Here is a 24,620-nt window from a genome sequence, read left to right on the forward strand (position 1 = left end):
GGGTGTGCGTTTACGGCCTCGCGCGTGCGCCCAGGGCGGGGAAATCGCGGGAATCCCGCCGTCAGCGCACGCGGAAAGCCGTCAGCGCACGCGGGACGCCGTGAAGAAAGTCAGGCGATGTCGCCGACGAACACGCCGATCCGGCGCAGCTGCATGCGGGCCATCCGCGGCAGGCGCTCGGCGTCGGGACCCTCGGTGCCGGCCGGCAGGATGCGCGGGTTGGTGATGTGCACCACGCGGTTGCGGCCGAACTGGACGTCGGCCTCGCCGGCCGCCAGCACGTTCTTGACCCAGTTGGTCTTGCCGTGGCCCAGCGCGATCGCCAGCACGTTGCCCTTGCGATAGGGGGTGATGATCGTCTCGTACGGCGTGCCGGAGGTGCGGCCGCGGTGCTTGATGGTCGCGGTCCCGGGCAGAAAACGGGCGATCGGCTTGACCGCCGGGTTGAAATACTTGATCTGGAAACGCTCGAACCAAGGCGGGAACACCATGGGGACGCCCGGGGCGTTGTTGGGGTGATCCTTCGCGGACATGACGGCTCCCTGCGTTGTGTGGGCCTTTGATCGGCACTGTACCGGTCGGAAATCGACTTGAGTTGCTCTGGGACAATGGAGGCGATGAGTACCGGTTCCGCGCCCGTGATGGCCCGCATCGACCTGCGGGGCGTCGAGCTGACGGCTGCCCGCCTGCGGGCCGCGCTGCCGCGCGGCGGTGCGGACGTGGAAAGCGTGCTGCCCAAGGTGCGGCCGATCGTGGCGGCCGTGACCGAGCGGGGCGCCGAGGCGGCGCTGAAGTTCGGGGAGTCGTTCGACGGGGTACGGCCGGCGTCCGTCCGGGTGCCCGAGGCGGCGCTCGAGGCCGCGCTGGCCGGGTTGGACCCCGACGTCGTCGACGCCCTGCGGGTGATGATCGAGCGCGCCCGCGCCGTGCACGCCGACCAGCGCCGCGCCGACGTCACCACCACCCTCGGCCCCGGCGCGACGGTGACCGAGCGGTGGGTCCCGGTCGAGCGGGTCGGCCTCTACGTGCCCGGCGGCAACGCCGTCTACCCGTCCAGCGTGGTGATGAACGTGGTGCCGGCGCAGACCGCCGGTGTCGGCTCGCTGGTGGTGGCCAGCCCGCCGCAGGCCCGCTATGACGGCCTGCCGCACCCCACCATCCTGGCGGCCGCCCGGCTGCTCGGGGTCGACGAGGTGTGGGCCGTCGGCGGCGCGCAGGCGGTGGCGCTGCTGGCCTACGGCGGCACCGACACCGATAGCGCCGAGCTGGCGCCGGTCGACATGATCACCGGACCCGGCAACATCTACGTCACCGCCGCCAAGCGGCTCTGCCGCTCGCGGGTGGGCATCGACGCCGAGGCCGGCCCCACCGAGATCGCCATCCTCGCCGACCACACCGCCGACCCGGCGCACGTGGCCGCCGATCTGATCAGCCAGGCCGAACACGACGAGATGGCGGGCAGCGTGCTGGTCACCCCGAGTGCCGACCTGGCCGACGCCACCGCCGCCGAGGTGGCCGAACAGCTGCGCACCACCGTGCACCGCGACCGGGTGGCCGCCGCGCTCGGCGGCCGCCAGTCGGCGATCATCCTGGTCGACGACCTGGACGCCGGGGTGCGGGTGGTCAACGCCTATGCCGCCGAGCACCTGGAGATCCAGACCGCCGACGCGCCGCGGGTGGCCGCCCGAATCCGTTCGGCCGGAGCGATTTTCGTCGGGCCCTACTCGCCGGTGAGCCTCGGCGACTACTGCGCCGGATCCAACCACGTGCTGCCGACGGCGGGTTCCGCCCGTCACTCCAGCGGCCTGTCCGTGCAGACCTTCCTGCGCGGCATCCACGTCGTCGACTACACCGAGGCCGCGCTCAAGGACGTCTCGGGCCACGTGGTCACGCTGGCCAAGGCCGAAGACCTGCCGGCGCACGGCGAGGCGATCCGGCGGAGGTTCGAGCGATGACCGCACCGGAGAACCCCACCCTCGAGGACCTGCCGCTGCGCGATGACCTGCGCGGCAAAACACCGTACGGCGCACCGCAATTGGCGGTCCCGGTGCGGCTGAACACCAACGAGAACCCGCACCCGCCCAGCCGGGCGCTGGTGGACGACGTGGTGCGGTCGGTGGCCGAGGCGGCCGCGGACCTGCATCGCTATCCGGATCGGGACGCGTCTGCCCTGCGTCGCGACCTGGCCGCTTATCTCACCGCGCAGACCGGGGTGCCCCTCGGGACGGAAAACGTCTGGGCGGCAAACGGCTCCAACGAGATCCTGCAGCAACTGCTGCAGGCGTTCGGCGGGCCCGGGCGCACCGCGATCGGGTTCGTCCCGTCCTACTCGATGCACCCGATCATCTCCGACGCCACCCGCACGGAATGGCTGGAGGGGGTGCGCGCCGACGACTTCAGCCTCGACGTGGACGCCGCCGTCGCCGCCGTCAGCGAGCGCCGACCCGACGTGGTATTCATCGCCAGCCCCAACAACCCGTCCGGGCAAAGCGTTTCGCTGCCCGATCTGCGCCGGCTGCTCGACGCGGTGCCCGGCATCCTGATCGTCGACGAGGCGTACGGCGAGTTCTCCTCACAGCCCAGCGCCGTGGGGCTGGTGCGGGAGTATCCGACCAAGCTCATCGTCACCCGCACCATGAGCAAGGCGTTCGCCTTCGCCGGCGGGCGGCTCGGGTATCTGATCGCCACGCCCGCGGTGATCGACGCGATGCTGCTGGTGCGGCTCCCGTACCACCTGTCGTCGGTCACCCAGGCGGCGGCGCGGGCCGCGTTGCGGCACGCCGACGACACGCTGAGCAGCGTCGCGGCGCTGATCGCCGAACGCGAACGCGTCTCGAACGCGTTGACGCGCATGGGTTTTCGGGTGATCCCCAGCGACGCGAACTTCGTGCTGTTCGGGCAGTTCGCCGACGCTCCCGCGGCGTGGCGGCGCTATCTGGAGGCCGGCATCTTGATCCGCGACGTCGGGATCCCCGGCTATCTGCGCGCGACGACCGGACTCGCCGAGGAGAACGACGCGTTCCTGCGGGCCAGCGCCCCGATCGCCGCCACCGAACTCGCCCCAGCCACCCCCGTAGGAGCCCCGTGACCACCACCGCAGCAGGAAAAGCGACGCGGCGCGCGCGTATCGAGCGCCGCACCAAGGAATCCGACATCGTCATCGAGCTGGATCTCGACGGCAGCGGACAGGTCCACGTCGACACCGGCGTGCCCTTCTACGACCACATGCTGACGGCGCTGGGCACCCACGCCAGCTTCGACCTGAGCGTGCGCACCAAGGGCGACGTCGAGATCGAGGGGCATCACACGATCGAGGACACCGCGATCGCGCTGGGCCAGGCGCTGGGGCAGGCCCTCGGTGACAAGAAGGGCATCCGGCGGTTCGGCGACGCCTTCATCCCGATGGACGAGACGCTGGCCCACGCCATCGTCGACGTGTCCGGCCGGCCCTACTGCGTGCACACCGGCGAGCCGGATCACCTGCGGCACACCACCATCGCCGGCAGCTCGGTGCCCTACCACACCGTCATCAACCGGCACGTGTTCGAGTCGCTGGCGATGAACGCCCGTATCGCGCTGCACGTGCGCGTTCTGTACGGGCGCGACCCGCACCACATCACCGAGGCGCAGTACAAGGCCGTGGCCCGCGCGTTGCGGCAGGCCGTCGAGCCCGATCCGCGGGTGTCGGACGTGCCGTCCACCAAAGGTGTTCTGTGACAACACCATCCGTCGTCGTCCTGGATTACGGCTCGGGCAACCTACGGTCGGCCCAGCGCGCGCTGCAGCGGGCGGGCGCGTCGGTCGAGGTGACCGCCGACGCCGACGCCGCCGCGGCCGCCGACGGCCTCGTGGTGCCGGGCGTCGGGGCCTTCGAGGCGTGCATGACCGGCCTGCGCAAGGTCGGGGGGGACCGCATCATCGCCGATCGGGTGGCCGCCGGGCGCCCGGTGCTCGGGGTCTGCGTCGGCATGCAGATCCTGTTCGCCACCGGCGTCGAATTCGGCGTGCGGACAACGGGTTGCGGCCAGTGGCCGGGCGCGGTCACCCGGCTGGACGCCCCGGTCATTCCGCACATGGGCTGGAACGTGGTCGACGCCGGCGCGGGCACCGCCCTGTTCAAGGGGCTGGACGCCGACACCCGGTTCTACTTCGTGCACTCCTACGCGGCGCAGCGCTGGGAGGGATCGCCTGAGGCCGTGCTCACCTGGGCCACCCACCAGGTGCCGTTCCTGGCCGCCGTCGAGCTAGGGCCGTTGTCGGCCACCCAATTTCACCCGGAGAAGAGCGGCGACGCCGGTGCGGCCGTGCTGCGCAACTGGATTGAGGGACTGTCGTAATGCCGCTGATTCTGCTACCCGCGGTCGACGTGGTCGAGGGCCGCGCCGTCCGGCTGGTCCAAGGCAAGGCCGGCAGCGAGACCGAGTACGGCTCGGCGCTGGACGCCGCGCTGGGCTGGCAGCGCGACGGCGCCGAGTGGATCCACCTGGTGGACCTGGACGCGGCGTTCGGGCGCGGCTCCAACCGCGAGCTGCTGGCCGAGGTGGTCGGCAAGCTCGACGTGAACGTGGAGCTGTCCGGCGGCATCCGCGACGACGACTCTCTGGCCGCCGCGCTGGCCACCGGCTGCACCCGGGTCAACCTGGGCACCGCGGCGCTGGAAAACCCGCAGTGGTGCGCGCGCGCGATCGCCGAACACGGCGACAAGGTCGCCGTCGGGCTGGACGTGCAGATCATCGACGGGCAGCATCGGCTGCGCGGGCGCGGCTGGGAGACCGACGGCGGCGACCTGTGGGAAGTGCTGGAACGCCTTGACGGCGAAGGGTGTTCGCGGTTCGTCGTCACCGACGTCACCAAGGACGGCACGCTCGGCGGCCCCAACCTCGACCTGCTGGCCACCGTCGCCGACCGCACCGAAGCGCCGGTGATCGCCTCCGGCGGGGTGTCCAGCCTGGACGACCTGCGCGCCATCGCCACCCTCACCGAACACGGGGTGGAAGGCGCCATCGTCGGAAAGGCCCTCTACGCCGGGCGGTTCACGCTGCCGCAGGCGCTGGCCGCGGTGGCCGGGTAGGGCCGCGATGGACCTGGACGCGTTGGTGGCCAAGGCCTCGGCCATCCTCGACGACGCCACCGAGCCGTTCGTCGCCGGCCACCGCGCCGATTCGGCGGTGCAGAAGAAGGGCAACGACTTCGCCACCGACGTCGATCTGGCGATCGAGCGGCAGGTGGTCGGCGCGCTGGAGGAGACCACCGGGATCGGTGTGCACGGCGAGGAATACGGCGGGGCCGACGTCGACTCGGAATGGGTGTGGGTGCTCGATCCGGTGGACGGCACGTTCAACTACGCGGCCGGGTCGCCGATGGCCGGGATATTGCTGGGCCTGCTGCACCACGGCGATCCGGTGGCCGGGCTGACCTGGCTGCCGTTCGTGGACCAGCGCTACACGGCGGTGGTCGGCGGCCCCCTGATGAAAAACGGTGCGGCGCAACCGCCCCTGGCCCCCGTCGACCTGTCCGACGCGCTCGTCGGCGCCGGCTCGTTCAGCGCCGACGCGCGGGGCCGGTTCCCCGGGAGGTACCGGATCGCGGTGCTGGAGAACCTCAGCCGGGTCTCCTCGCGGTTGCGCATGCACGGTTCGACCGGCCTGGACCTGGCCTACGTGGCCGACGGCATCCTCGGCGCCTCGATCAGTTTCGGCGGGCACGTGTGGGATCACGCCGCCGGGGTCGCGCTGGTCCGGGCGGCCGGCGGCGTCGTCACCGACATCCACGGCGCACACTGGACGCCCGCGTCCGACTCCGCGCTGGCGGCGGGGCCCGCCGCGCACGCCGAGATACTCGAGTTGCTGCGCGGCACCGGCCGGCCGGAGGACTACTGACATGTCCGCCGCCAGTGGCCTTGCGGTGCGGGTGATCCCGTGCCTGGACGTCGACGCCGGCCGGGTGGTCAAGGGCGTCAACTTCGAAAACCTGCGCGACGCGGGCGATCCCGTCGAGCTCGCCGCGGCCTATGACGCCGAGGGCGCCGACGAGCTCACCTTTCTCGACGTGACCGCGTCGTCGTCCGAGCGATCGACCATGCTGGACGTCGTGCGGCGCACGGCCGAGCAGGTGTTCATCCCGCTGACCGTCGGCGGCGGGGTGCGCACGGTGGCCGACGTCGACGTGTTGCTGCGCGCCGGGGCCGACAAGGTCTCGATCAACACCGCCGCCATCGCCCGGCCCGACCTGCTCGAGGAAATGGCAAGGCAGTTCGGCTCGCAATGCATCGTGCTGTCCGTGGACGCCCGCACGGTGCCGCCCGACTCGCCGCCGACACCGTCGGGCTGGGAGGTCACCACCCACGGCGGGCGCCGTGGGACGGGGATCGACGCCGTCGAATGGGCCTCGCGCGGCGCCGATCTGGGGGTGGGCGAGATCCTGTTGAACTCGATGGACGCCGACGGCACCAAGGCCGGGTTCGATCTGCCGATGCTCAAAGCGGTGCGTTCGGCGGTCACGGTGCCGGTGATCGCGAGCGGCGGCGCAGGCGCCGTCGAGCACTTCGCACCCGCCGTCGCCGCGGGCGCCGATGCGGTGTTGGCGGCCAGCGTCTTTCACTTCCGTGAGTTGACCATCGGGCAGGTGAAGGCGGCCATGGCGGCGGAAGGGATCACCGTGCGATGACGCTCGACCCGCAGATCGCCGCGCGGCTGAAGCGCAACGCCGACGGCCTGTTCACCGCCGTGGTGCAGGAGCGCGGCACCGGTGACGTGCTGATGGTCGCCTGGATGGACGACGCCGCGCTGGAGCGGACGCTTAAAACCCGTGAGGCAACCTACTTTTCGCGGTCGCGCGGCCAGCAGTGGGTCAAGGGGGCGACGTCGGGGCACACCCAATACGTGCACGCGGTGCGACTGGACTGCGACGGCGATGCCGTGCTGCTGACGGTCGACCAGGTCGGCGGCGCCTGCCACACCGGCGACCACAGCTGCTTCGACGCCGACGTGCTGCTGCAACCCGAGGCCTAGCCCGGCACCGAGTCCAGCCCGTTGGTCGCGGCGATCGCGGCGCGGGCCCACTCGTGCCGCGCCACGGCGGGCTCGATGCGGCGGCGGATCAGTTCGACGTCGATGGCCGTCCTGTTGACCACCGCGTCCGGCACTCGAAACGAGAACGTCGACTCGCCGGTGGCGACGGCCAGGATTGCGTCGCTGTCGGTGAAACCGTTGGCGCGCATGGTGTCTTCGGCCCATCGGAAGGGTTTGCGGCCGCCGAAGTCGTTGACGTAGACCACCCAGAGCCGGGTGCCCCGACCGTCGTAGAGCTTGGTCAGCGCCCGGTTCACCGCGTCGGATTCGAGCGGGCCGAGCACGCCCGCCCGATCGGTGAGTTGCCCCGACAGCTTGAGCGTGGGGGCCGGAGTCGGCCCGCCCGCCGACGTCGCAGGGGGATTGGTGTTCGGCTGGTTGGCGTGGCCGCGAACCAGCAGGATGCCGACCACGGCGGCGATTCCGACCAGCGCGATGGCGATCAGCGCCGCCACCAGTGTCGTCGAGCCCGACCGGCCGCCCCGCCGCGGCGATGGCGCGGTTTCCATTGGTGCGGAAGGGGTTTCGGGCTCGGGGGCGCGGACATCCGGCGTTGACGCGATGACTTCGGTGGGCGCGGCGATCACTTCGGTGCGTCCCGCGCCGTCGAGGCGCCCGGCCAGCGCGGCGGCGAAATCCGTGCAGCTGGCGTACCGCTCGCTCGGGTGCTTGGCGAGGACCTTCGCGATGACCGGGTCGAGCGCGGCCAGGTCGGGCCGCGACTGGCTCAGGCGCGGCGGCGGCGCGGACAGGTGCTGGCTGATGACCACGGCGGGGTTGGAGTGGTGGAACGGCGCCGTGCCGGTCAGCAGGTTGTACGCGGTGCAGCCCAGCGCGTATTGGTCGGTGCTGGCGTCCAGCTCCGCGCCCTGCAATTGCTCGGGGGAGCAGTAGGCGGTGGTGCCCACCAACATGTTCGTCGCGGTGAGCCCGCTGATCTCGTCCAGCTCGCGGGCGATTCCGAAATCGGCGAGCAGGATCCGGCGCCTGCCCGCCTGCGGGGAGCCCAGCAGGATGTTGGCGGGCTTGACGTCACGGTGCAGCAGTCCGCGGGCGTGCGCGTAATCCAGCGCGTCGGCCACCGCGGAGACGATCTCGACGACGTGGGCCGCGGGCATGCCGGACGGATACTGCTCGCGCAGCAGCTGTGCTGCGTCGGTCCCCTCGACGTAGTCCATCGAAATCCACAGTTGCCCTTCGTATTCCCCGCGGTCGTGGATTCCGACGATGTGCTCGTTGTACAGGTTCGCGGCCAGATCGGCCTCGCGGTTGAAGCGCTGGCGGAATTCGTCGTTCTCGGTCAGCTCGCCGGGCAGGACCTTGAGCGCATCGCGGCGGGGCAGCCTCGGGTGCTGCGCCAGATACACCTGCCCCATGCCGCCGACCCCCAGGCGCCGCACGATCGTGTAACCGGCGAACACCTCTCCTTCGGCGAGGCCTTCGGTCGTCGGCATGTGAGCATGCTACTGAGGCCGCCGTTGCACGGGCCGGTAAATCGGGACCGTGATCGGGCGGGGAGAAGTCGACCGATCGGGTGCCTTCGATGAGAATGGCGGTCGATGTTGAGACGGGTGTCGTGGACCGCGGTCGTGCCGCTGCTTGCCGTCGCCGTGCTGGCCGTGATCTGGGGCGAGAAGCTGGGCCCGACGCTGGTCGCGCTGGCGGCGGCATTGCTCATCGGCGCCGTCCTGGCCGCCGTGCATCACGCGGAGGTGGTCGCGGCCCGGGTCGGGGAGCCGTTCGGCTCGCTGGTGCTCGCGGCGGCGGTGACGGTGATCGAGGTGGCGCTGATCGTCTCGCTGATGGCGTCCGGGGGCAACGAGGCCGCGACGCTGGCCAGGGACACCGTGTTCGCGGCGGCGATGATCACCACCAACGGCATCGCGGGGTTGTCGCTGCTGCTCGGCTCCCGGCGCTACGGCGTCACGCTGTTCAACGCCGAGGGCAGTGGCGCCGCGCTGGCCACGGTCACCACGCTGGCGACGCTGAGCCTGGTGCTGCCCGCGTTCACCACCAGCCAAGTGGGCAAGGAGTTCTCGCCGGGCCAGCTGGCGTTCGCGGCGGTCGCGTCGCTGCTGGTGTACCTGGTGTTCGTCTTCACCCAGACGGTGCGCCACCGCGACTTTTTCCTGCCGATCGCCCAGAAGGGCCAGCGCAAGCGGCTGTTCGAGGACGAGAGCCACGCCGAACCGCCGAGCCGCGGCGCCGCCCTGGGCAGCCTGGGGCTGCTGCTGGTGGCGCTCGTCGCGGTGGTGGGGCTGGCCGAGGAGGAATCGCCGGCCGTCGAGCGCGCGGTGACCGCGGTCGGGTTTCCGCAGTCCTTCGTCGGCGTGGTGATCGCCGCGCTGGTGCTGCTGCCGGAAACCCTGGCGGCGGCGCGCGCCGCGCGCCAGGGTCGCATCCAGACCAGCCTGAACCTGGCGTACGGCTCGGCGATGGCCAGCATCGGGCTCACCATCCCGGTGATCGCGCTGGCGTCCATCTGGCTCAAGGGGCCCCTGGTGCTCGGCCTGGGGCCCATCCAGCTGGTGCTGCTGGCGCTGACCGTCGTGATCAGCATGCTGACGGTCGTGCCCGGGCGCGCCACCCGGCTGCAGGGTGAGCTGCATCTGGTGCTGCTCGCCGCGTACGTGTTCCTGGCGATCAGCCCGTAGGCGCCGACCGGCCGCGCAGCGTCTCGAGCGCCTTGTCGGCGTGGGTGTCCATGCTGAATTCGCTGGAAATCACGTTGAGCACGGTGCGATCGGTGTCGATGACGAAGGTGGTGCGCTTGACCGGCAGCAGCTTGCCGAGCAGGCCGCGTTTGACGCCGAACTGCGTGGCGACGGTGCCCTCGGTGTCCGACAGCAGCGGGTAGTCGAACTTCTGCAGGTCGGCGAACTTGGCCTGCTTCTGCACCGGATCGGCGCTGATGCCCACCCGGTTGGCGCCCACGGCGGCGAATTCGGCGGCCAGGTCCCGGAAGTGGCAGGCCTCCTTCGTGCAGCCGGGCGTCATCGCGGCGGGGTAGAAGAACAGCACCACCGGCCCGCCGGAAAGCAGGTCGCTGAGCTTGCGGGGCGTTCCCGTCTGGTCGGGAAGTTCGAAGTCCGCGACGGTGTCACCAGTTTTCATGGGCGTCAGGCTACGCCCGGGCTGGGCAAATGCATCTGCGAGGATGGTTCGGTGCACGCCCACCTCGCCGCGACGACCTCACGAGAGGACTTCCGCCAGCTCGCCGCCGAGCATCGGGTGGTTCCGGTGACCCGCAAGGTGCTGGCCGACAGCGAGACGCCGCTGTCGGCCTACCGCAAGCTCGCCGCAAATCGCCCGGGCACGTTTCTGCTGGAATCCGCCGAGCACGGCCGATCCTGGTCGCGTTGGTCGTTCATCGGCGCCGGGGCGCCGTCGGCGCTGACCGTCCGCGACGGCGAAGCGGTCTGGCTCGGCGCGGTGCCGCAGGACGCGCCCACCGGCGGCGACCCGCTGCACGCGCTGCGGGCCACCCTGGAGCTGCTGGCCACCGCGGCGCTGCCCGGGCTGCCGCCGCTGTCGGGGGGCATGGTCGGGTTGTTCGCCTACGACATGGTGCGGCGCCTGGAGCGCCTGCCCGAGCTGGCCGTCGACGACCTGCACCTGCCGGACATGCTGCTGCTGCTCGCCACCGACGTGGCCGCCGTCGACCACCACGAGGGCACCATCACGCTGATCGCCAACGCGGTGAACTGGAACGGCACCGACGAGCGGGTCGACGAGGCCTACGACGACGCGGTCGCCCGCCTGGACGTGATGACCGCGGCGCTCGGCCAGCCGCTGCCGTCCACGGTCGGCACGTTCGACCGGCCCGAGCCGCGCTATCGCGCGCAGCGCAGCGTCGAGGAGTACGGCAAGATCGTCGACTACCTCGTCGAGCAGATCGCCGCAGGCGAGGCCTTCCAGGTGGTGCCGTCCCAGCGCTTCGAGATGGACACCGACGTCGACCCGATCGACGTGTACCGGATGCTGCGCGTCACCAACCCCAGCCCCTACATGTACCTGATGCATGTCCCGAACGGCGCTGGGGGAATCGACTTTTCGGTGGTCGGCTCCAGCCCGGAGGCGCTGGTCACCGTGCACGACGGCTGGGCGATGACGCATCCGATCGCCGGAACCCGGTGGCGCGGGCAGACCGACGAGGAGGACCAGCTGCTGGAGAAGGAGCTGCTGGCCGACGAGAAGGAACGGGCCGAGCACCTGATGCTGGTTGACTTGGGCCGCAACGACCTTGGCCGGGTCTGCGCGCCGGGCACCGTGCGCGTCGAGGACTACAGCCACATCGAGCGCTACAGCCACGTGATGCACCTGGTGTCGACGGTGACGGGGATGCTCGCCGAGGGCCGGACCGCCTTGGACGCCGTGACGGCCTGCTTCCCGGCCGGCACGCTGTCGGGCGCGCCGAAGGTGCGCGCCATGGAGCTGATCGAGGAGGTGGAGAAGACGCGCCGCGGCCTCTACGGCGGCGTGGTCGGCTACCTCGACTTCGCCGGCAACGCCGACTTCGCGATCGCCATCCGCACCGCGCTGATGCGCGACGGCACCGCCTATGTGCAGGCCGGCGGCGGGGTGGTGGCCGACTCCAACGGTCCGTACGAGTACACCGAGGCTTCCAACAAGGCGCGTGCCGTGCTCAACGCGATCGCCGCCGCCGAGACCCTGAACGCGCCCGACACCGGTCACCATGACTGACGCGCGGCCGAATCGGCGGGCCCGGCTGGCCGTCCGGGTGGCCCAGGTGTTGCTGGTGGCATCCGCGGCGGCGTTATGGGCGGCGTCGCGGCTGCCGTGGGTGGTGATCCGGTCGTTCGACGGGTTGGGTCCGCCGCGCGAGGTGACGCTGTCCGGTGCGGCCTGGTCGACGGCGCTGGTGCCGCTGGCGGTGCTCATGCTCGCGACGGCCGTGGCGGCGATCGCGGTGCGCGGCTGGCAGCTGCGGGTGCTGGCCGGGCTGCTGGCGCTGGCCAGCCTGGCGGTCGGATATCTCGGGGTCAGTTTGTGGGCGCTGCCCGACGTCGCGGTGCGCGGGGCGGATCTGGCGCACGTCGCGGTGATGTCGCTGGTCGGCAGCGAACGCCGGTACTGGGGCGCGGGCATCGCGGTGGCGGCCGCGGTGTGCACCCTGGTCGCGGCGGTGCTGCTGTTGCGGTCGGCCGGAGACTCCGGGTCGGCCCGGTTGAGCGCGGAAAAGTATGCGGCGCCGGCGACGCGCCGCTCGAATGTGCTACGCGACGGGGGCGACGGCGCGATGCTGGAGCAGCCGGAGACGCCGGAAATGTCGGAGCGGATGATCTGGGACGCGCTTGACGAGGGCGCCGACCCGACGGGGGACCCGACCGATCGCAAGTCGGACACCGAGGGTCGGTGACGGGCCGCGAGCCGAGTGCCGCTACCCTTCATTCACGTCGTCGCAATCGGCTACCAGATTGGCGATGGGTGACCGCGCGAAGGGAAGCAACAGGCATGAGTCCGGCTACCGTGCTTGACTCCATCCTCGAGGGAGTCCGGGCCGACGTCGCCGCGCGCGAAGCGCTCATCAGCCTGTCCGAAATCAAGGCCGCCGCCGCCGCGGCGCCGCCGCCGCGCGACGTGATGGCCGCCCTGCGCGAGCCGGGCATCGGTGTCATCGCCGAAGTCAAGCGGGCCAGCCCGTCCGCGGGTTCCCTGGCGACCATTGCCGATCCGGCGAAATTGGCTCGCGCGTACGAGGATGGCGGGGCCCGCATCATCAGCGTCCTGACCGAGGAGCGGCGGTTCCACGGATCGCTCGACGACCTCGACGCGGTTCGCGCCGCGGTCTCGATACCGGTGTTGCGCAAGGACTTTGTGGTCCAGCCGTATCAGATCCACGAGGCCCGCGCGCACGGCGCCGACATGTTGTTGCTGATCGTCGCCGCGCTGGACCAGTCGGCCCTGGTGTCGATGCTGGACCGCACCGAATCACTGGGCATGACGGCCCTTGTCGAGGTGCACACCGAGGAAGAGGCCGACCGGGCGCTGAAGGCCGGGGCCAACGTAATCGGTGTCAACGCGCGCGATCTCGCCACCTTGGAGGTGGACCGGGATTGCTTTGCGCGCATCGCTCCGGGCCTGCCCAGCAACGTGATCAGGATCGCCGAGTCCGGTGTCCGCGGCACCGGGGATCTGTTGGCCTACGCCGGCGCCGGCGCGGACGCGGTTCTGGTCGGCGAGGGTCTGGTCAAAAGCGGTGACCCGCGCGCCGCCGTCGCCGACCTGGTGACCGCGGGCACCCACCCGTCCTGTCCGAAACCCTCACGCTAGTCGTCGAGTCTTGAGCAGCACCGGCGCCGAAACGTTGAACCCCATGAGCCGTATCCGCGTAGAGCATTGGTGATGGTCAATCTGTCCCGCCCGGACCTTCCCCTTCCGAGTGCAGCCGTCGCCGAACCCACCCCCCATGAACCTGACCCGGGTGGTCATTTCGGCGTGTACGGCGGCCGTTACGTCGCGGAGGCGTTGATGGCGGTGATCGAAGAGGTCACCGCCGCCTACGAGAAGGAACGCATCAACCCCGATTTCCTGGACACCCTGGACGACCTGCAGGCCAACTACGCCGGCCGGCCGTCGCCGCTGTACGAGGCCACCCGGCTGTCCGAGCACGCCGGTTCGGCGCGCATCTTCCTCAAACGAGAAGACTTGAACCACACCGGTTCTCACAAGATCAACAACGTCCTCGGTCAGGCGTTGCTGGCCAAGCGGATGGGCAAGAACCGGGTCATCGCCGAGACGGGCGCCGGGCAGCACGGCGTCGCCACCGCCACCGCGTGCGCCCTGCTGGGGCTGGAATGCGTCATCTACATGGGCGCCGTCGACACCGCGCGTCAGGCGCTCAACGTGGCGCGGATGCGCCTGCTGGGCGCCGAGGTCGTGTCGGTGCAGAGCGGCTCGAAAACGCTCAAAGACGCCATCAACGAGGCGTTTCGTGACTGGGTGACCAACGCCGACAACACCTACTACTGCTTCGGCACCGCGGCGGGCCCGCACCCCTTTCCGGCGATGGTGCGCGATTTCCAGCGCATCATCGGCCTAGAGGCACGCGTGCAGATCCAGGCCCAGGCGGGCCGGTTGCCCGACGCGGTGGTGGCCTGCGTCGGCGGCGGATCCAACGCCATCGGCATCTTCCACCCGTTCATCGACGATCCGGGCGTGCGTCTGGTCGGCTTCGAGGCGGCCGGTGACGGGGTCGAAACCGGAAGGCACGCGGCGACTTTCGCCGGTGGTTCGCCCGGCGCGTTCCAGGGCTCGTTCTCGTACCTGCTGCAAGACGAGGACGGCCAGACCATCGAATCCCATTCCATCTCAGCGGGTCTGGACTATCCCGGGGTGGGGCCCGAGCACGCGTATCTCAAAGAGATCGGGCGCGCCGAGTATCGGCCGATCACCGACGCGGAGGCGATGGACGCGTTCGCGCTGCTGTGCCGCACCGAGGGCATCATCCCCGCCATCGAATCGGCACACGCGGTGGCCGGCGCGGTGCAGTTGGGCCTGGAGTTGGGGCGGGGCGCGATCATCGTGGTGAACCTCTCGGGGCGGGGGGACAAGGACGTCGAGACGGCCGCGAAATGGTTCGGCCTGATGGGGCCGGGCGAGCGGTGACCGTGGAACAAAAACATGCCAGCAGGCTCGGGCCGGTCTTCGAGGCGTGCCGCAACGACAATCGCGCGGCCCTGATCGGCTACCTGCCCACCGGTTACCCCGACGTGCCGACCTCGGTGGACGGGATGCGCGCCCTGGTGGAATCCGGTTGTGACCTCATCGAAGTCGGGGTGCCCTATTCGGATCCGGGCATGGACGGGCCGACCATCGCCCGCGCCACCGAGGCCGCGCTGCAAGGGGGGGTGCGGGTGCGGGACACGCTCGCCGCGGTCGAGGCGATCAGCGCGGCCGGCGGGCGCGCCGTGGTGATGACCTACTGGAATCCCGTGTTGCGTTATGGGGTCGACGCGTTCGCGCGGGATCTCGCGTCGGCCGGCGGAAACGGCCTGATCACCCCGGACCTCATCCCCGACGAAGCCGGACGGTGGCTGGCGGCAGCTGAGGAGCATCGGTTGGATCGCATTTTTCTGGTGGCGCCGTCGTCGACGCCGCAGCGCCTGGCGATGACGGTCGAGGCGTCGCGCGGATTCGTCTACGCTGCTTCCACGATGGGGGTAACCGGAGCGCGCGACGCCGTGTCGCACGCTGCGCCGGAATTGGTGCAGCGGGTCAAGGCGGTGTCGGACATACCGGTCGGCGTCGGCCTGGGGGTGCGGTCGCGGGAGCAGGCCGCCCAGATCGGCAGCTACGCCGACGGTGTCATCGTCGGTTCGGCGCTGGTGTCGGCGCTCGGAGACGGCGGGTTGCCCGCGTTGCGCGCGCTGACCGAAGAACTGGCCGCCGGTGTCCGGCAGCGGGCGGCGACCTGATGACGATGCCGCCGACGTACTTCCCCAGCCCGCCCCAGGGGGTGTGGCACCTCGGGCCGCTGCCCATCCGCGCCTACGCGTTGTTCATCATCATCGGCATCGTGGTGGCGCTGCTGATCGGCGACCGCCGGTGGGAGGCCCGCGGCGGCCAGCGCGGCGTCATCTATGACATCGCGTTGTGGGTCGTGCCGTTCGGGTTGGTGGGCGGCCGGCTGTATCACCTGGCCACCGACTGGCGAACGTACTGGGGCCCGGGCGGCGCCGGCATCGGTGCGGCCGTGCGCATTTGGGACGGCGGGCTGGGCATCTGGGGCGCGGTGGCGCTCGGTTGCGTGGGCGCGTGGATCGCTTGCCGGCGGCGCGGCATCCCGCTGCCCGCCTTCACCGACGCGGTGGCCCCCGGCCTCGTCCTGGCGCAGGCCATCGGCCGGCTGGGCAACTACTTCAACCAGGAGCTCTACGGCCGCGAAACCACGCTGCCGTGGGGGCTGGAGATCTTCTATCGCCGAGACCCCTCGGGGTACGTCGACCCGCACTCGTTGGACGGCGTCTCGACCGGGCAGGTGGCGCTCGTCGTGCAGCCGACGTTCCTTTACGAGTTGATCTGGAACGTACTGGTTTTCGCCATTCTGATCTACGCGGACCGGCGATTCACGCTCGGCCACGGGCGGCTGTTCGCGCTGTACGTGGCCAGCTACTGCATCGGGCGGTTCGGCGTCGAATTGCTGCGCGATGACACCGCCACGCACATCGCGGGCATCCGGATCAATTCGTTCACATCGACTTTCGTGTTCATCGGGGCCGTGGTGTACATCATGGTCGCGCCCAAGGGTCGAGAGGACCCCGAGAGCCTGCGTGGTAACGAGGAGGCCGCGGAGGAACCGGCGCGTGAGCTCGCGACGGTTGCCGCGGCCGGCACGTCGACCGCGACGGTTGCGGCGGCTGCCGACGACGATGACGGCGAGGCGGACGAGGCCGAAGGCGCCGAAGAACCCGAAGACGCCGACGAGCACGAGGCCGAAGAGCCCGAAGAGCCCGAAGTCGCCGGCGAAGACGCCGACGAGGACGAGGCCGAAGAGCCCGAAGCTGAAGAGCCCGAAGCTAAAGAGACTGCGGCGGAAGAGCCCGAGGCAGAAGCGGAAGAGGCGGACGAGGCCGAACCCGAAGGGCCCGGAGAGCCCGAAGCCGAGGCCGAAGAGCCCGACGAAGCCGAAGCCGAAACCGAAGAAGCCGAAGAAGCCGCAGAGCCCGAAGCCGACGAGCCCGAGCCCAAGCCGGCGCATGACTCCGCCGAACCCGCCGCGACCGCCGAGCCGTACAAGGCAACCCGCAGCCGCTGGCGGCTGCGCAGGAACCGGCCGTAGCACCGCTGGCGGCCGGCGCGGTCTGGCATGCTGAGAGCGTGACGCAAACGGATTCCGCCGGACAACCGGTGGAACAGCGGCGTCAGCGCCGATACATCGCCGCGGGTACCGCCGTGGTGCTGGGCGGCGCGCTCGGCTACGTCGGCCTGGTGGACCCGCACAACACGAATTCGGTGTATCCGCAGTGCCCCTTCAAATGGCTCACCGGCTGGAATTGCCCGTTCTGCGGTGGCCTGCGCATGACGCACGACCTGCTGCACGGCGACCTGATCGCCGCCGTCAACGACAACATCTTCCTGCTGGTCGGCATCCCGATGCTGGCCGGATGGCTGCTGGTGCGCCGGCGCCGCGGCCAACCGGCGCTGTCAACGCCGGCCTGGCTGGCGATGGCGGTCGCCGTCATCGCGTGGACGGTGCTGCGTAACCTGCCCGGCTTTCCGCTGTTTCCCGCGGTTTAGCGTGGCCGATCGCTCACCTGGCAACACCCCGTTCCGTCGGACCGCGGGGGGCCCACCCGACTATGCTGGTTCGGCGTGAGTAGACGCGGGAAGATCGTCTGCACCCTTGGCCCTGCGACGAATTCGGACGAGCTGATTCTGGCGCTGGTCGAGGCGGGAATGGACGTCGCCCGGTTGAACTTCAGTCATGGCGACTACTCCGACCACAAGGCCGCCTACGAGCGGGTGCGGGCCGCGTCCGACACCACCGGGCGCGCGGTCGGTGTGCTCGCCGATCTGCAGGGACCCAAGATCCGGCTGGGGCGATTCGCCACCGGTTCCACGTACTGGGCCGACGGCGAAACCGTGTGCATCACCGTCGCGGATTGCGAGGGCACGCACGACCGGGTGTCGACCACCTACAAGAGGCTGGCCGAGGATGCGGTCGTCGGTGACCGGGTGCTGGTCGATGACGGCAACGTCGGTCTGGTCGTCGATGCCATCGACGGCGACGACGTTTTCTGCACCGTCGTCGAGGGCGGCCCGGTCAGCAACAACAAGGGCATGTCGCTGCCCGGCATGAACGTGTCCGCACCGGCCTTGTCGGAGAAGGACATCGAGGATCTCACGTTCGCGCTCGACCTCGGGGTCGACCTGGTCGCGCTGTCCTTCGTGCGCTCGCCGTCGGACGTCGAGCTGGTCCATGAGGTGATGGACCGGGTCGGCCGGCGGGTGCCGGTGATCGCCAAGCTGGAGAAGCCGGAGGCCGTCGACAATCTGGAAGCGATCGTGCTCGCGTTCGACGCCATCATGGTGGCGCGCGGCGACCTGGGCGTCGAGCTGCCGCTCGAGGAGGTGCCGCTGGTGCAGAAGCGGGCCATCCAGATGGCCCGGGAGAACGCCAAACCCGTCATCGTGGCGACCCAGATGCTCGAGTCGATGATCGAGAATTCCCGGCCGACGCGCGCCGAGGCCTCCGACGTCGCCAACGCCGTGCTCGACGGCGCGGACGCGGTGATGCTGTCCGGGGAGACGTCGGTGGGCAAGTACCCGCTGGCGGCCGTCCGCACCATGTCGCGCATCATCTGCGCCGTCGAGGACAACTCCACCGCCGCCCCGCCGCTGACGCACGTGCCGCGCACCAAGCGCGGGGTGATCTCCTACGCCGCCCGCGACATCGGCGAGCGCCTCGACGCCAAGGCGCTGGTCGCCTTCACCCAATCCGGGGACACCGTCAAGCGGCTGGCGCGCCTGCACACCCCGTTGCCGCTGCTGGCCTTCACCGCCTGGCCCGAGGTGCGCAGCCAACTCGCCATGACCTGGGGCACCGAGACGTTCATCGTCCCGATGATGACCTCCACCGACGGCATGATTCGCCAGGTCGACAAGTCGTTGCTGGAACTCGGTCGCTACAAGCGCGGTGACCTGGTGGTGATCGTGGCCGGCGCGCCACCTGGCACAGTAGGGTCGACCAACCTCATCCACGTGCACCGGATCGGGGAAGACGACGTCTAGCCCGACGACGATGCGGTCCGTGTAGCGGACCGAGGAGGAGTCGGGCAATGAAGCTAGCCCGACCCGAAGGAGAGGCCGCGATCAGCACCAATTCTGATTTCGAGGAATTGCTGGCCATTCTCGACCTCAACCGGGTCGCCGACGACCGGTTCGTCGGGTCTCATCCCAGCAAGAACCCGATGCGGACATTCGGTGGTCAGCTGATGGCCCAATCGTTCGTGGCGAGCAGCCGCACGCTGGTTCGGGAGGACCTGCCGCCCAGCGCGCTGTCCGTGCACTTCATCAACGGCGGCGACACCGGCAAGGACCTCGAATTCCACGTCACCCGCCTGCGCGACGAGCGGCGCTTCGCCAATCGGCGCGTCGACGCCGTGCAGGACGGCATGCTGCTGTCGTCGGCGATGATCTCCTACATGGCGGGCGGCCGCGGCCTCGAACACGGCGTCGACCCGCCGCAGGTGGGGGAGCCCGAAACGCAGCCGCCGATCGGCGAGCTGCTGCGCGGTTACGAGGAAACCGTCCCGCACTTCGTCAACGCGCTGCAGCCGATCGAATGGCGCTACACCAACGACCCGGCCTGGGTGATGCGCGAGAAGGGCGATCGGCTCCCGCACAATCGCGTGTGGATGAAGGCCGGCGGCCCGCTGCCCGGTGACCCGGTCCTGCACACCGCCACCATGGTGTACTCCTCGGACACCACGGTGCTGGACTCCGTGATCACCACCCACGGGCTGTCCTGGGGGTTCGACCGCATCTTCGCCGCATCCGCCAACCATTCCGTCTGGTTTCACCGGCCGGTCAACTTCGACGACTGGGTGCTGTATTCGACGTCGTCGCCGGTGGCCGCGGACTCGCGCGGGCTGGGCACCGGTCACTTCTTCGATCGTTCCGGACAGCTGCTGGCGACGGTGGTGCAAGAAGGGGTGTTGAAATACTTTCCGCCGTCGGGCCGATAGACAGGGCGGAATACCCGCAGGACATCGGCGTGAATCGGGCCCGGCAGGGCCGGGATCGGGCGTAAGTTCGTAGCAGCCGGGTATTCGGTGCAGCGGCGGCAACCAGCCGCCCAGCTGGAGCGTCAGCGCATCGGGAGGTGAGTGTGAGCGGGCCGGTGGTCGACGTCTCAGCGAAGGCCCGCGCGCGCGAACGCGTGGTCGTCTCCGTCGATTCGCGGGCGGCCCGGCTGATCGGCGCGCTGGCCCTGTTGAGCGCCACCTGCTGGCTGGCCGAAATCCTGGTCCGCCACCACCACCAGCCGGCGTGGCACTACACCGATCGGTTGGCCTGGTCGCTGACGGTGCTGGTCGCGGTGGCGTGGATCGCCCGCGGCATTTTCCTCGGCCGTCCCGTGACGGCGTTGCACGCCGTCGCGGCGGCCCTGTTCGTGCTGGCGGGCGTCGGCCTGCACGTGCTGTCCTTCGACCTGCTTGGCGACCTGGTGATCGCCAGTTCGGGCATGGTGCTGATGTGGCCGACGTCGTCGCACCCGCGCCCCGAGGACCTGCCGCGGGTCTGGAAATTGATCCAGGCCACCAGGGACGACCCGCTCGCCCCGTTCACGATGCAGACCGGCAAGAGCTACCACTTCACCGCCGACGGCAACGCGGCGCTGGCCTACCGGACGCGCCTGGGCATCGCGGTGGTGAGCGGTGACCCGATCGGCGATGAGACGCGATTCCCCGAGCTGGTCGCCGACTTCGCCGCCATGTGCCACACCCACGGCTGGCGCATCGCGGTCGTCGGCTGCGGCGAGCGGCGGCTCGCCTTATGGAACGACACCGCGGTGATCGGGCAGTCGCTGCGCGCCGTGCCGATCGGGCGCGACGTGGTCGTCGACGTCACCCGGTTCGACATGGTGGGCCGCAAGTTCCGCAACCTGCGTCAGGCCGTCAAGCGTTCCCACAATTGCGGCGTCACCACGGAGATCGTCGCCGAACAGGAACTCGACGACAGGCGGCTCGCGGAGCTGACCGAGGTGGTGCGGTCGTCGAGCAAGGCGGCCCACGCCGACCGCGGCTTCCACATGAACCTGGACGGCGTGCTGGAGGGCCGGTTCCCGGGCATCCAGCTGATCATCGCCAGGGACGCCTCGGGCAAGGTGCAGGGATTTCACCGCTACGCGACGGCCGGCGGCGGCAGCGACATCACCCTCGACGTGCCGTGGCGCCGGCGCGGGGCGCCCAACGGCATCGACGAACGGCTCAGCATCGACATGATCATGGCCAGCAAAGAGAGTGGGGCACAACGGCTTTCGCTCGCATTCGCGGCCTTCCCGGAGATCTTCGACGAAAAGAACCGCAGCCGCCTGCAGCGGGTCTTTTATCGGCTGATCCACGTCCTCGACCCGTTGATCGCGCTCGAGTCGCTGTACCGGTACGTGCGCAAGTTCCACGCGCTGGATGCCCGGCGCTACGCGCTGGTCTCGATGACTCAGATCGTCCAGCTGTTGATCGTGCTGCTGTCGCTGGAGTTCATGCCGCGCCGGCGGCATCTCTGAGCGCATCGATGTGCAGCCGGCGACAGCCGATGTCGTCGGGCAAGTGATGAGTCGCCACCACCACGGTCCGATCGGCCGGCAACAAGGCGGCCGCCGGCCCCAGCAGCTCGCGCAGGATCGGTTCCGCGTCGGCGGCGTCCAGATGCTCGGTCGGCTCGTCGAGCAACACGATTCGGGCGGGTGAGAGCACGACCCGCGCCAGCAGCAGGCGCCGGCGCTGACCGCCCGAAAGCCCTTGTGCGCCACCGGTCAACACCGTCGACAGGCCGTCGGGCAAACCGGCGAGCCAGCCGCCCAGCCCGACGGCGTCCAGTGCGGCCGCTAACTCGTCGTCGGGGCAGTCGCCGCGGGCGACCAGCAGGTTGTCCCGGACGGTGGTGGCGAACAGGTGGGCGTCCTCGGCGAAAAAGCTGACGGCGCGGCGCAAGTCGTCCTCGTCGAACTCGGTCAGGTCGGTGCCGTCGAGCGTCACCCGCCCCTGCAGCGGCGGCAGCAGGCCGGCGAGGGTCATCAACAGCGTGGTCTTGCCGGATCCGCTGGGGCCGGTGACGGCCAGCCGCGAACCCGGCGGCAGGTCCAGCGTGACGCGGTTCGACCGGGCCGCGGCGTGGCCGGACCGGATGTCGGCGGACAGCACGGCGGCGGGCCCGGGCGGGGCCGCGGTGGGCTTTCCGGATTCCGGGGGGTCGGCCGCGGTCAGGTCGAGCAGCCGGCGCGCGGCGATGCGCGAGCGCGTCAGCTGGACCGCGGCGGCCGGCAAGGGGGTCATCGCCTCGAACGCGGACAGCGGCAACAACATCAGGACGGCCAGCGTGGTGGGCGCGACCGAGGGTGCCAAAGCGATCCCGGCCAGCACCGCGCCCAGCACGCTGGCCCCGATCGCGGCCGTCGGCACGGCTTCGGCGACGGCGGCCGGCCTCGCGGCCGCGTCGAGGGCCGCACCCCAGGCCCGTTGGCCGCGTTGAGATTCGGCGATCACGCGGGGCAGCAGCCCCGCGACGCGAAGCTCGGGCGCGTGTTCCAGAGCGATCATCGCCGAGGTGTCACGCTCGGAATGATGCTGCCGGGCAACGATTTCCTGCCTGGCCGCCGCCTTGGCGGCCAGCCGCGGGGCGACGACGCCCGCGATGAGCAGGCAGACCGCCAGCACCGCCGCGGCGGGCGGCGAGATCACCGCGACCACCGCGGTCGCCGCCAGCGCCAGCACCGCCGCGACCCCGATCGGCACCACGGCGCGCACCAACACGTTGGCCAGCTCTTCGACGTCGGAGCCCACCCTGGTGACCAGTTCGCCGCTGTGCAGCCGGACGGTGGCCGCCGCCGGTCCGTGGGCCAGCCGGTGATAGATCCCCGTGCGGGCGCTACCGGCCGCGCGCAGCGCGGCGTCGTGGGTCACCAATCGCTCGCAGTAGTGCAGCACGCCCCGCGAAATCGCGAACGCGCGCACCGCGACGGCCGCGATCGACAGGTCCAGCACGGGCGGCATCTGCCAGGCCCGCGTGATGAGCCAGGCCGACACGCCGGCCAGCGCCAGCGCGCTGCCCAGCGACAGCGCGCCCAGCGCGACCGCCGCCAGCATGCGGGGGAGCCGCGGACGCAGCAGCGGCAGGGCGGACAACAACGGATCAGACCGGGGCATAACGCGCCCCCCTGCCGGCGGCCACCTCCACCACCCGGTCACCGATGGCCAGCACCGGTGCGCGGTGCCCGACGACCACCACGGTGGCGCCGGAACGGGCGCGGTCCACGATGGCCCGCAGCACCCGTTCCTCGGCGCGGGCGTCCAGGTGCGCGGTGGGCTCGTCGAGCAACAGCACGGCCGCGGACGACCCGAGCGCCCGGGCCAGGCCGAGCCGCTGCCGCTGACCCAGCGACAGGCCGACGCCGCCGCGGCCGAGCGCGGTGTCCAGCCCGTCGGGCAGGTCGGCCAGCACCGCATCGAAATCGGATGCGGCGCAGGCGCTTTCGAGATCACTGAGGTCGCCGAAGAGTGCGAGGTTGTCTCGGACGGTGCCCGGGATCAGCGCCGGGCGTTGCGGCAGCCAGGACAGCTGGCGCCACCACGCGCCCGGCTCGAGATCGGCCACGTCGATGCCGCCCACCATGACCCGGCCCGATGACGGCGCGGTGATACCGATGATCGCCTGCACCGCCGTGCTTTTGCCGGCGCCGTTGCGCCCGGTCAGCACCGTCACCGAACCCGGCTCGATGAGCGCGGTGAGCCCGCACGGCGCGTCGCCGTCGCGCCCGGCCACGCCGAGCGCGTCGAGGCGGATCTCGGCGCCGCGGGCGGTCACCGTCCGATGTGGCGTCGTCGTTCGGGCCGGCTCGCCGATGAGCGCGAAGGCCCGGTCGGCGGCGGTCCTGCCGTCCTGCGCGGCATGGAATTCCACGCCGATCCGGCGCAACGGCCAATAGACATCGGGTGCCAGCAACAGCACCGTGAGGCCGGTCGCCAGCGTCATCTCGCCGAACACCAGCCGCAGCCCGATCCCCACCGCGATCAGCGCGACGCCGAGTGTCGCCAGCAATTCCAGCACCAGCGCCGACAGGAAGGCGATCCGCAGCGTCGCCATGGCCGAGCGGCGATGCGCCGCAGCGAGTTCGGCGATGCGGCGCTCCGGGCCGCGGCCGCGGCCCAGGGCCCGCAGCGTGGGGATCCCGGCGATGAGATCGAGCAGCCGCCCCTGCAGCGTCGTCATGGCGGCCAGGGCCGCCGCGGACCGGTCGGCCGTCGCCAGGCCGATCAGCACCATGAAGATCGGGATGAGCGGCAGGGTGATCGCCACGATGGCCGCCGACTTGAGGTCGTACACCGCGATCACGGCGACCGTCGCCGGGGTCAGGATCGCGGCGAGCAGCAACGTCGGCAGGTACCCGGTGAAGTAGGGCCGCAGGCCGTCGAGACCCCGGGTGACCACCACCGCGGCGGCATCCCGTTGGGCGGCGAGCTCACCGGGCTGGCGGGCGGTCACCGCCGTCAGCACCTGACCGGACAGGTCGGCGATGACGGCGCTGGCGCCCCGCTGGCCCAACCGCGCTTGCAGCCAGTGCGCGACCGTGCGAATGGTCCACAGCAGCACCAGAATCGACAACGGGCCGAGCCAGGCCCGCAGACCGGGCGCCCCGTGATCGCTCACCGCGCGGGCGACCACGCGCGCCAGCACGATCGCCGAGCCGATCGCGCAGCCGGAGATCACCACGCCGCAACAGACCGTGGCGCTCAGGTAGCGGCGCAAGGCCGTCGATGCCCGCCAGAGCCGCGGGTCCACGGGGCCCCGCGCTCGCGAGCCGGGTGC

Annotated in this window: 23 protein-coding genes and 1 pseudogene; 19 read left to right on the top strand and 5 right to left on the bottom strand. The window is 70.7% G+C overall.

Features of this window, described 5'->3' with window-relative positions; all coding sequences use genetic code 11:
* Positions 1-110 precede the first annotated feature (110 nt).
* A complete protein-coding gene (locus A5680_RS00275) occupies positions 111-533 on the bottom strand; it encodes a nitroreductase family deazaflavin-dependent oxidoreductase (RefSeq protein ID WP_055404207.1) in 423 nt (140 codons plus the stop codon).
* Positions 534-638: 105 nt separating this feature from the next.
* Here A5680_RS00275 and hisD point away from each other — a divergent pair, with 105 nt between their 5' ends.
* The 8 genes from hisD to hisI are packed head-to-tail and all read left to right on the top strand — an operon-like array spanning position 639 to position 7,010.
* Positions 639-1,955 (top strand): histidinol dehydrogenase, encoded by a 1,317-nt coding sequence (gene hisD, locus A5680_RS00280; RefSeq protein ID WP_156674967.1) that lies wholly within the window; start codon positions 639-641, stop codon positions 1,953-1,955.
* Positions 1,952-3,088: a histidinol-phosphate transaminase gene (locus tag A5680_RS00285; protein ID WP_067814942.1), complete on the top strand. Its 1,137-nt coding sequence runs from the start codon at positions 1,952-1,954 to the stop codon at positions 3,086-3,088. Before hisD ends, A5680_RS00285 begins: the two co-directional genes overlap by 4 nt.
* Positions 3,085-3,717 carry an imidazoleglycerol-phosphate dehydratase HisB gene (gene hisB, locus A5680_RS00290; RefSeq protein WP_067814945.1) on the top strand — a complete coding sequence of 211 codons (633 nt, stop codon included), beginning with the start codon at positions 3,085-3,087 and terminating at the stop codon, positions 3,715-3,717. The genes A5680_RS00285 and hisB overlap by 4 nt, the downstream gene beginning before the upstream one ends.
* Positions 3,714-4,337, top strand: a complete 624-nt coding sequence (gene hisH, locus A5680_RS00295; protein WP_067814948.1) for an imidazole glycerol phosphate synthase subunit HisH — start codon at positions 3,714-3,716, stop codon at positions 4,335-4,337. Before hisB ends, hisH begins: the two co-directional genes overlap by 4 nt.
* Positions 4,337-5,071 carry a bifunctional 1-(5-phosphoribosyl)-5-((5-phosphoribosylamino)methylideneamino)imidazole-4-carboxamide isomerase/phosphoribosylanthranilate isomerase PriA gene (gene priA, locus A5680_RS00300; RefSeq protein WP_067814951.1) on the top strand — a complete coding sequence of 245 codons (735 nt, stop codon included), beginning with the start codon at positions 4,337-4,339 and terminating at the stop codon, positions 5,069-5,071. The genes hisH and priA overlap by 1 nt, the downstream gene beginning before the upstream one ends.
* Before the next feature lie 7 nt (positions 5,072-5,078).
* Positions 5,079-5,879, top strand: coding sequence for an inositol monophosphatase family protein (locus A5680_RS00305; protein WP_067814957.1), 801 nt, complete (start codon positions 5,079-5,081; stop codon positions 5,877-5,879).
* 1 nt (position 5,880) lies between these two features.
* Positions 5,881-6,666, top strand: coding sequence for an imidazole glycerol phosphate synthase subunit HisF (hisF, locus tag A5680_RS00310; protein WP_055404119.1), 786 nt, complete (start codon positions 5,881-5,883; stop codon positions 6,664-6,666).
* Positions 6,663-7,010: a phosphoribosyl-AMP cyclohydrolase gene (gene hisI, locus A5680_RS00315; protein ID WP_067814959.1), complete on the top strand. Its 348-nt coding sequence runs from the start codon at positions 6,663-6,665 to the stop codon at positions 7,008-7,010. The genes hisF and hisI overlap by 4 nt, the downstream gene beginning before the upstream one ends.
* Here hisI and A5680_RS00320 read toward each other — a convergent pair.
* Entirely contained in the window at positions 7,007-8,524 is a 1,518-nt protein-coding gene (locus A5680_RS00320) for a serine/threonine-protein kinase (protein WP_067814961.1), read from the bottom strand. The two genes, hisI and A5680_RS00320, sit on opposite strands and share 4 nt — an antisense overlap.
* Before the next feature lie 105 nt (positions 8,525-8,629).
* Between A5680_RS00320 and A5680_RS00325 the strand changes: the two genes are divergently transcribed.
* Complete coding sequence (locus A5680_RS00325) at positions 8,630-9,724, top strand: calcium:proton antiporter (RefSeq protein ID WP_055404122.1); 1,095 nt, start codon at positions 8,630-8,632, stop codon at positions 9,722-9,724.
* Here the strand turns inward: A5680_RS00325 and A5680_RS00330 are convergent.
* Positions 9,714-10,184, bottom strand: coding sequence for a peroxiredoxin (locus A5680_RS00330; RefSeq protein WP_055404123.1), 471 nt, complete (start codon positions 10,182-10,184; stop codon positions 9,714-9,716). The two genes, A5680_RS00325 and A5680_RS00330, sit on opposite strands and share 11 nt — an antisense overlap.
* A 51-nt stretch (positions 10,185-10,235) precedes the next feature.
* Here A5680_RS00330 and A5680_RS00335 point away from each other — a divergent pair, with 51 nt between their 5' ends.
* The 10 genes from A5680_RS00335 (at position 10,236) to A5680_RS00380 (ending at position 21,321) form a co-directional block, all read left to right on the top strand.
* Positions 10,236-11,774, top strand: coding sequence for an anthranilate synthase component I (locus A5680_RS00335; protein WP_067814964.1), 1,539 nt, complete (start codon positions 10,236-10,238; stop codon positions 11,772-11,774).
* Positions 11,767-12,450, top strand: coding sequence for a TIGR02234 family membrane protein (locus tag A5680_RS00340; RefSeq protein ID WP_067814967.1), 684 nt, complete (start codon positions 11,767-11,769; stop codon positions 12,448-12,450). Before A5680_RS00335 ends, A5680_RS00340 begins: the two co-directional genes overlap by 8 nt.
* Before the next feature lie 95 nt (positions 12,451-12,545).
* The gene (gene trpC / locus A5680_RS00345) at positions 12,546-13,364 is read left to right on the top strand and encodes an indole-3-glycerol phosphate synthase TrpC (protein WP_055404126.1); all 819 of its coding nucleotides are present in this window, start codon (positions 12,546-12,548) and stop codon (positions 13,362-13,364) included.
* Between the two features lie 72 nt (positions 13,365-13,436).
* Positions 13,437-14,699 (top strand): tryptophan synthase subunit beta, encoded by a 1,263-nt coding sequence (gene trpB, locus A5680_RS00350; RefSeq protein ID WP_055404127.1) that lies wholly within the window; start codon positions 13,437-13,439, stop codon positions 14,697-14,699.
* Positions 14,666-15,508 (top strand): tryptophan synthase subunit alpha, encoded by an 843-nt coding sequence (gene trpA / locus A5680_RS00355; RefSeq protein WP_156674965.1) that lies wholly within the window; start codon positions 14,666-14,668, stop codon positions 15,506-15,508. The genes trpB and trpA overlap by 34 nt, the downstream gene beginning before the upstream one ends.
* Positions 15,508-16,872 carry a prolipoprotein diacylglyceryl transferase gene (locus tag A5680_RS00360; RefSeq protein WP_067814972.1) on the top strand — a complete coding sequence of 455 codons (1,365 nt, stop codon included), beginning with the start codon at positions 15,508-15,510 and terminating at the stop codon, positions 16,870-16,872. Before trpA ends, A5680_RS00360 begins: the two co-directional genes overlap by 1 nt.
* A gap of 38 nt (positions 16,873-16,910) precedes the next feature.
* Positions 16,911-17,330 (top strand): DUF2752 domain-containing protein, encoded by a 420-nt coding sequence (locus A5680_RS00365; protein WP_067814974.1) that lies wholly within the window; start codon positions 16,911-16,913, stop codon positions 17,328-17,330.
* Positions 17,331-17,405: 75 nt separating this feature from the next.
* On the top strand, positions 17,406-18,824 hold the full coding sequence (gene pyk, locus A5680_RS00370) for a pyruvate kinase (protein WP_055404131.1): 1,419 nt from the start codon (positions 17,406-17,408) through the stop codon (positions 18,822-18,824).
* 47 nt (positions 18,825-18,871) lie between these two features.
* Complete coding sequence (locus A5680_RS00375; RefSeq protein WP_055404132.1) at positions 18,872-19,780, top strand: acyl-CoA thioesterase II; 909 nt, start codon at positions 18,872-18,874, stop codon at positions 19,778-19,780.
* 143 nt (positions 19,781-19,923) lie between these two features.
* On the top strand, positions 19,924-21,321 hold the full coding sequence (locus A5680_RS00380; RefSeq protein ID WP_067814977.1) for a bifunctional lysylphosphatidylglycerol flippase/synthetase MprF: 1,398 nt from the start codon (positions 19,924-19,926) through the stop codon (positions 21,319-21,321).
* Here the strand turns inward: A5680_RS00380 and cydC are convergent.
* Together cydC and cydD are read right to left on the bottom strand one after the other, a co-directional pair.
* Positions 21,255-22,960, bottom strand: a pseudogene (cydC, locus tag A5680_RS00385) (thiol reductant ABC exporter subunit CydC). The gene A5680_RS00380 and the pseudogene cydC overlap by 67 nt on opposite strands.
* Positions 22,947-24,560: a thiol reductant ABC exporter subunit CydD gene (gene cydD, locus A5680_RS00390; RefSeq protein ID WP_067814987.1), complete on the bottom strand. Its 1,614-nt coding sequence runs from the start codon at positions 24,558-24,560 to the stop codon at positions 22,947-22,949. Before cydD ends, cydC begins: the two are co-directional and overlap by 14 nt.
* Positions 24,561-24,620 lie beyond the last annotated feature (60 nt).

It is taken from the genome of Mycobacterium sp. E2989 (assembly GCF_001667595.1).
Lineage (GTDB): Bacteria > Actinomycetota > Actinomycetes > Mycobacteriales > Mycobacteriaceae > Mycobacterium.

Bases quoted from the DNA above. Each gene is read 5' to 3' on its own strand.
- A5680_RS00275 (WP_055404207.1), bottom strand. From the start codon at position 533: ATGTCCGCGAAGGATCACCCCAACAACGCCCCGGGCGTCCCCATGGTG.
- A5680_RS00285 (WP_067814942.1), top strand. From the start codon at position 1,952: ATGACCGCACCGGAGAACCCCACCCTCGAGGACCTGCCGCTGCGCGAT.
- priA (WP_067814951.1), top strand. From the start codon at position 4,337: ATGCCGCTGATTCTGCTACCCGCGGTCGACGTGGTCGAGGGCCGCGCC.
- A5680_RS00305 (WP_067814957.1), top strand. From the start codon at position 5,079: ATGGACCTGGACGCGTTGGTGGCCAAGGCCTCGGCCATCCTCGACGAC.
- hisF (WP_055404119.1), top strand. From the start codon at position 5,881: ATGTCCGCCGCCAGTGGCCTTGCGGTGCGGGTGATCCCGTGCCTGGAC.
- hisI (WP_067814959.1), top strand. From the start codon at position 6,663: ATGACGCTCGACCCGCAGATCGCCGCGCGGCTGAAGCGCAACGCCGAC.
- A5680_RS00320 (WP_067814961.1), bottom strand. From the start codon at position 8,524: ATGCCGACGACCGAAGGCCTCGCCGAAGGAGAGGTGTTCGCCGGTTAC.
- A5680_RS00325 (WP_055404122.1), top strand. From the start codon at position 8,630: ATGTTGAGACGGGTGTCGTGGACCGCGGTCGTGCCGCTGCTTGCCGTC.
- A5680_RS00330 (WP_055404123.1), bottom strand. From the start codon at position 10,184: ATGAAAACTGGTGACACCGTCGCGGACTTCGAACTTCCCGACCAGACG.
- A5680_RS00340 (WP_067814967.1), top strand. From the start codon at position 11,767: ATGACTGACGCGCGGCCGAATCGGCGGGCCCGGCTGGCCGTCCGGGTG.
- trpC (WP_055404126.1), top strand. From the start codon at position 12,546: ATGAGTCCGGCTACCGTGCTTGACTCCATCCTCGAGGGAGTCCGGGCC.
- trpB (WP_055404127.1), top strand. From the start codon at position 13,437: ATGGTCAATCTGTCCCGCCCGGACCTTCCCCTTCCGAGTGCAGCCGTC.
- trpA (WP_156674965.1), top strand. From the start codon at position 14,666: ATGGTTCGGCCTGATGGGGCCGGGCGAGCGGTGACCGTGGAACAAAAA.
- A5680_RS00360 (WP_067814972.1), top strand. From the start codon at position 15,508: ATGACGATGCCGCCGACGTACTTCCCCAGCCCGCCCCAGGGGGTGTGG.
- A5680_RS00375 (WP_055404132.1), top strand. From the start codon at position 18,872: ATGAAGCTAGCCCGACCCGAAGGAGAGGCCGCGATCAGCACCAATTCT.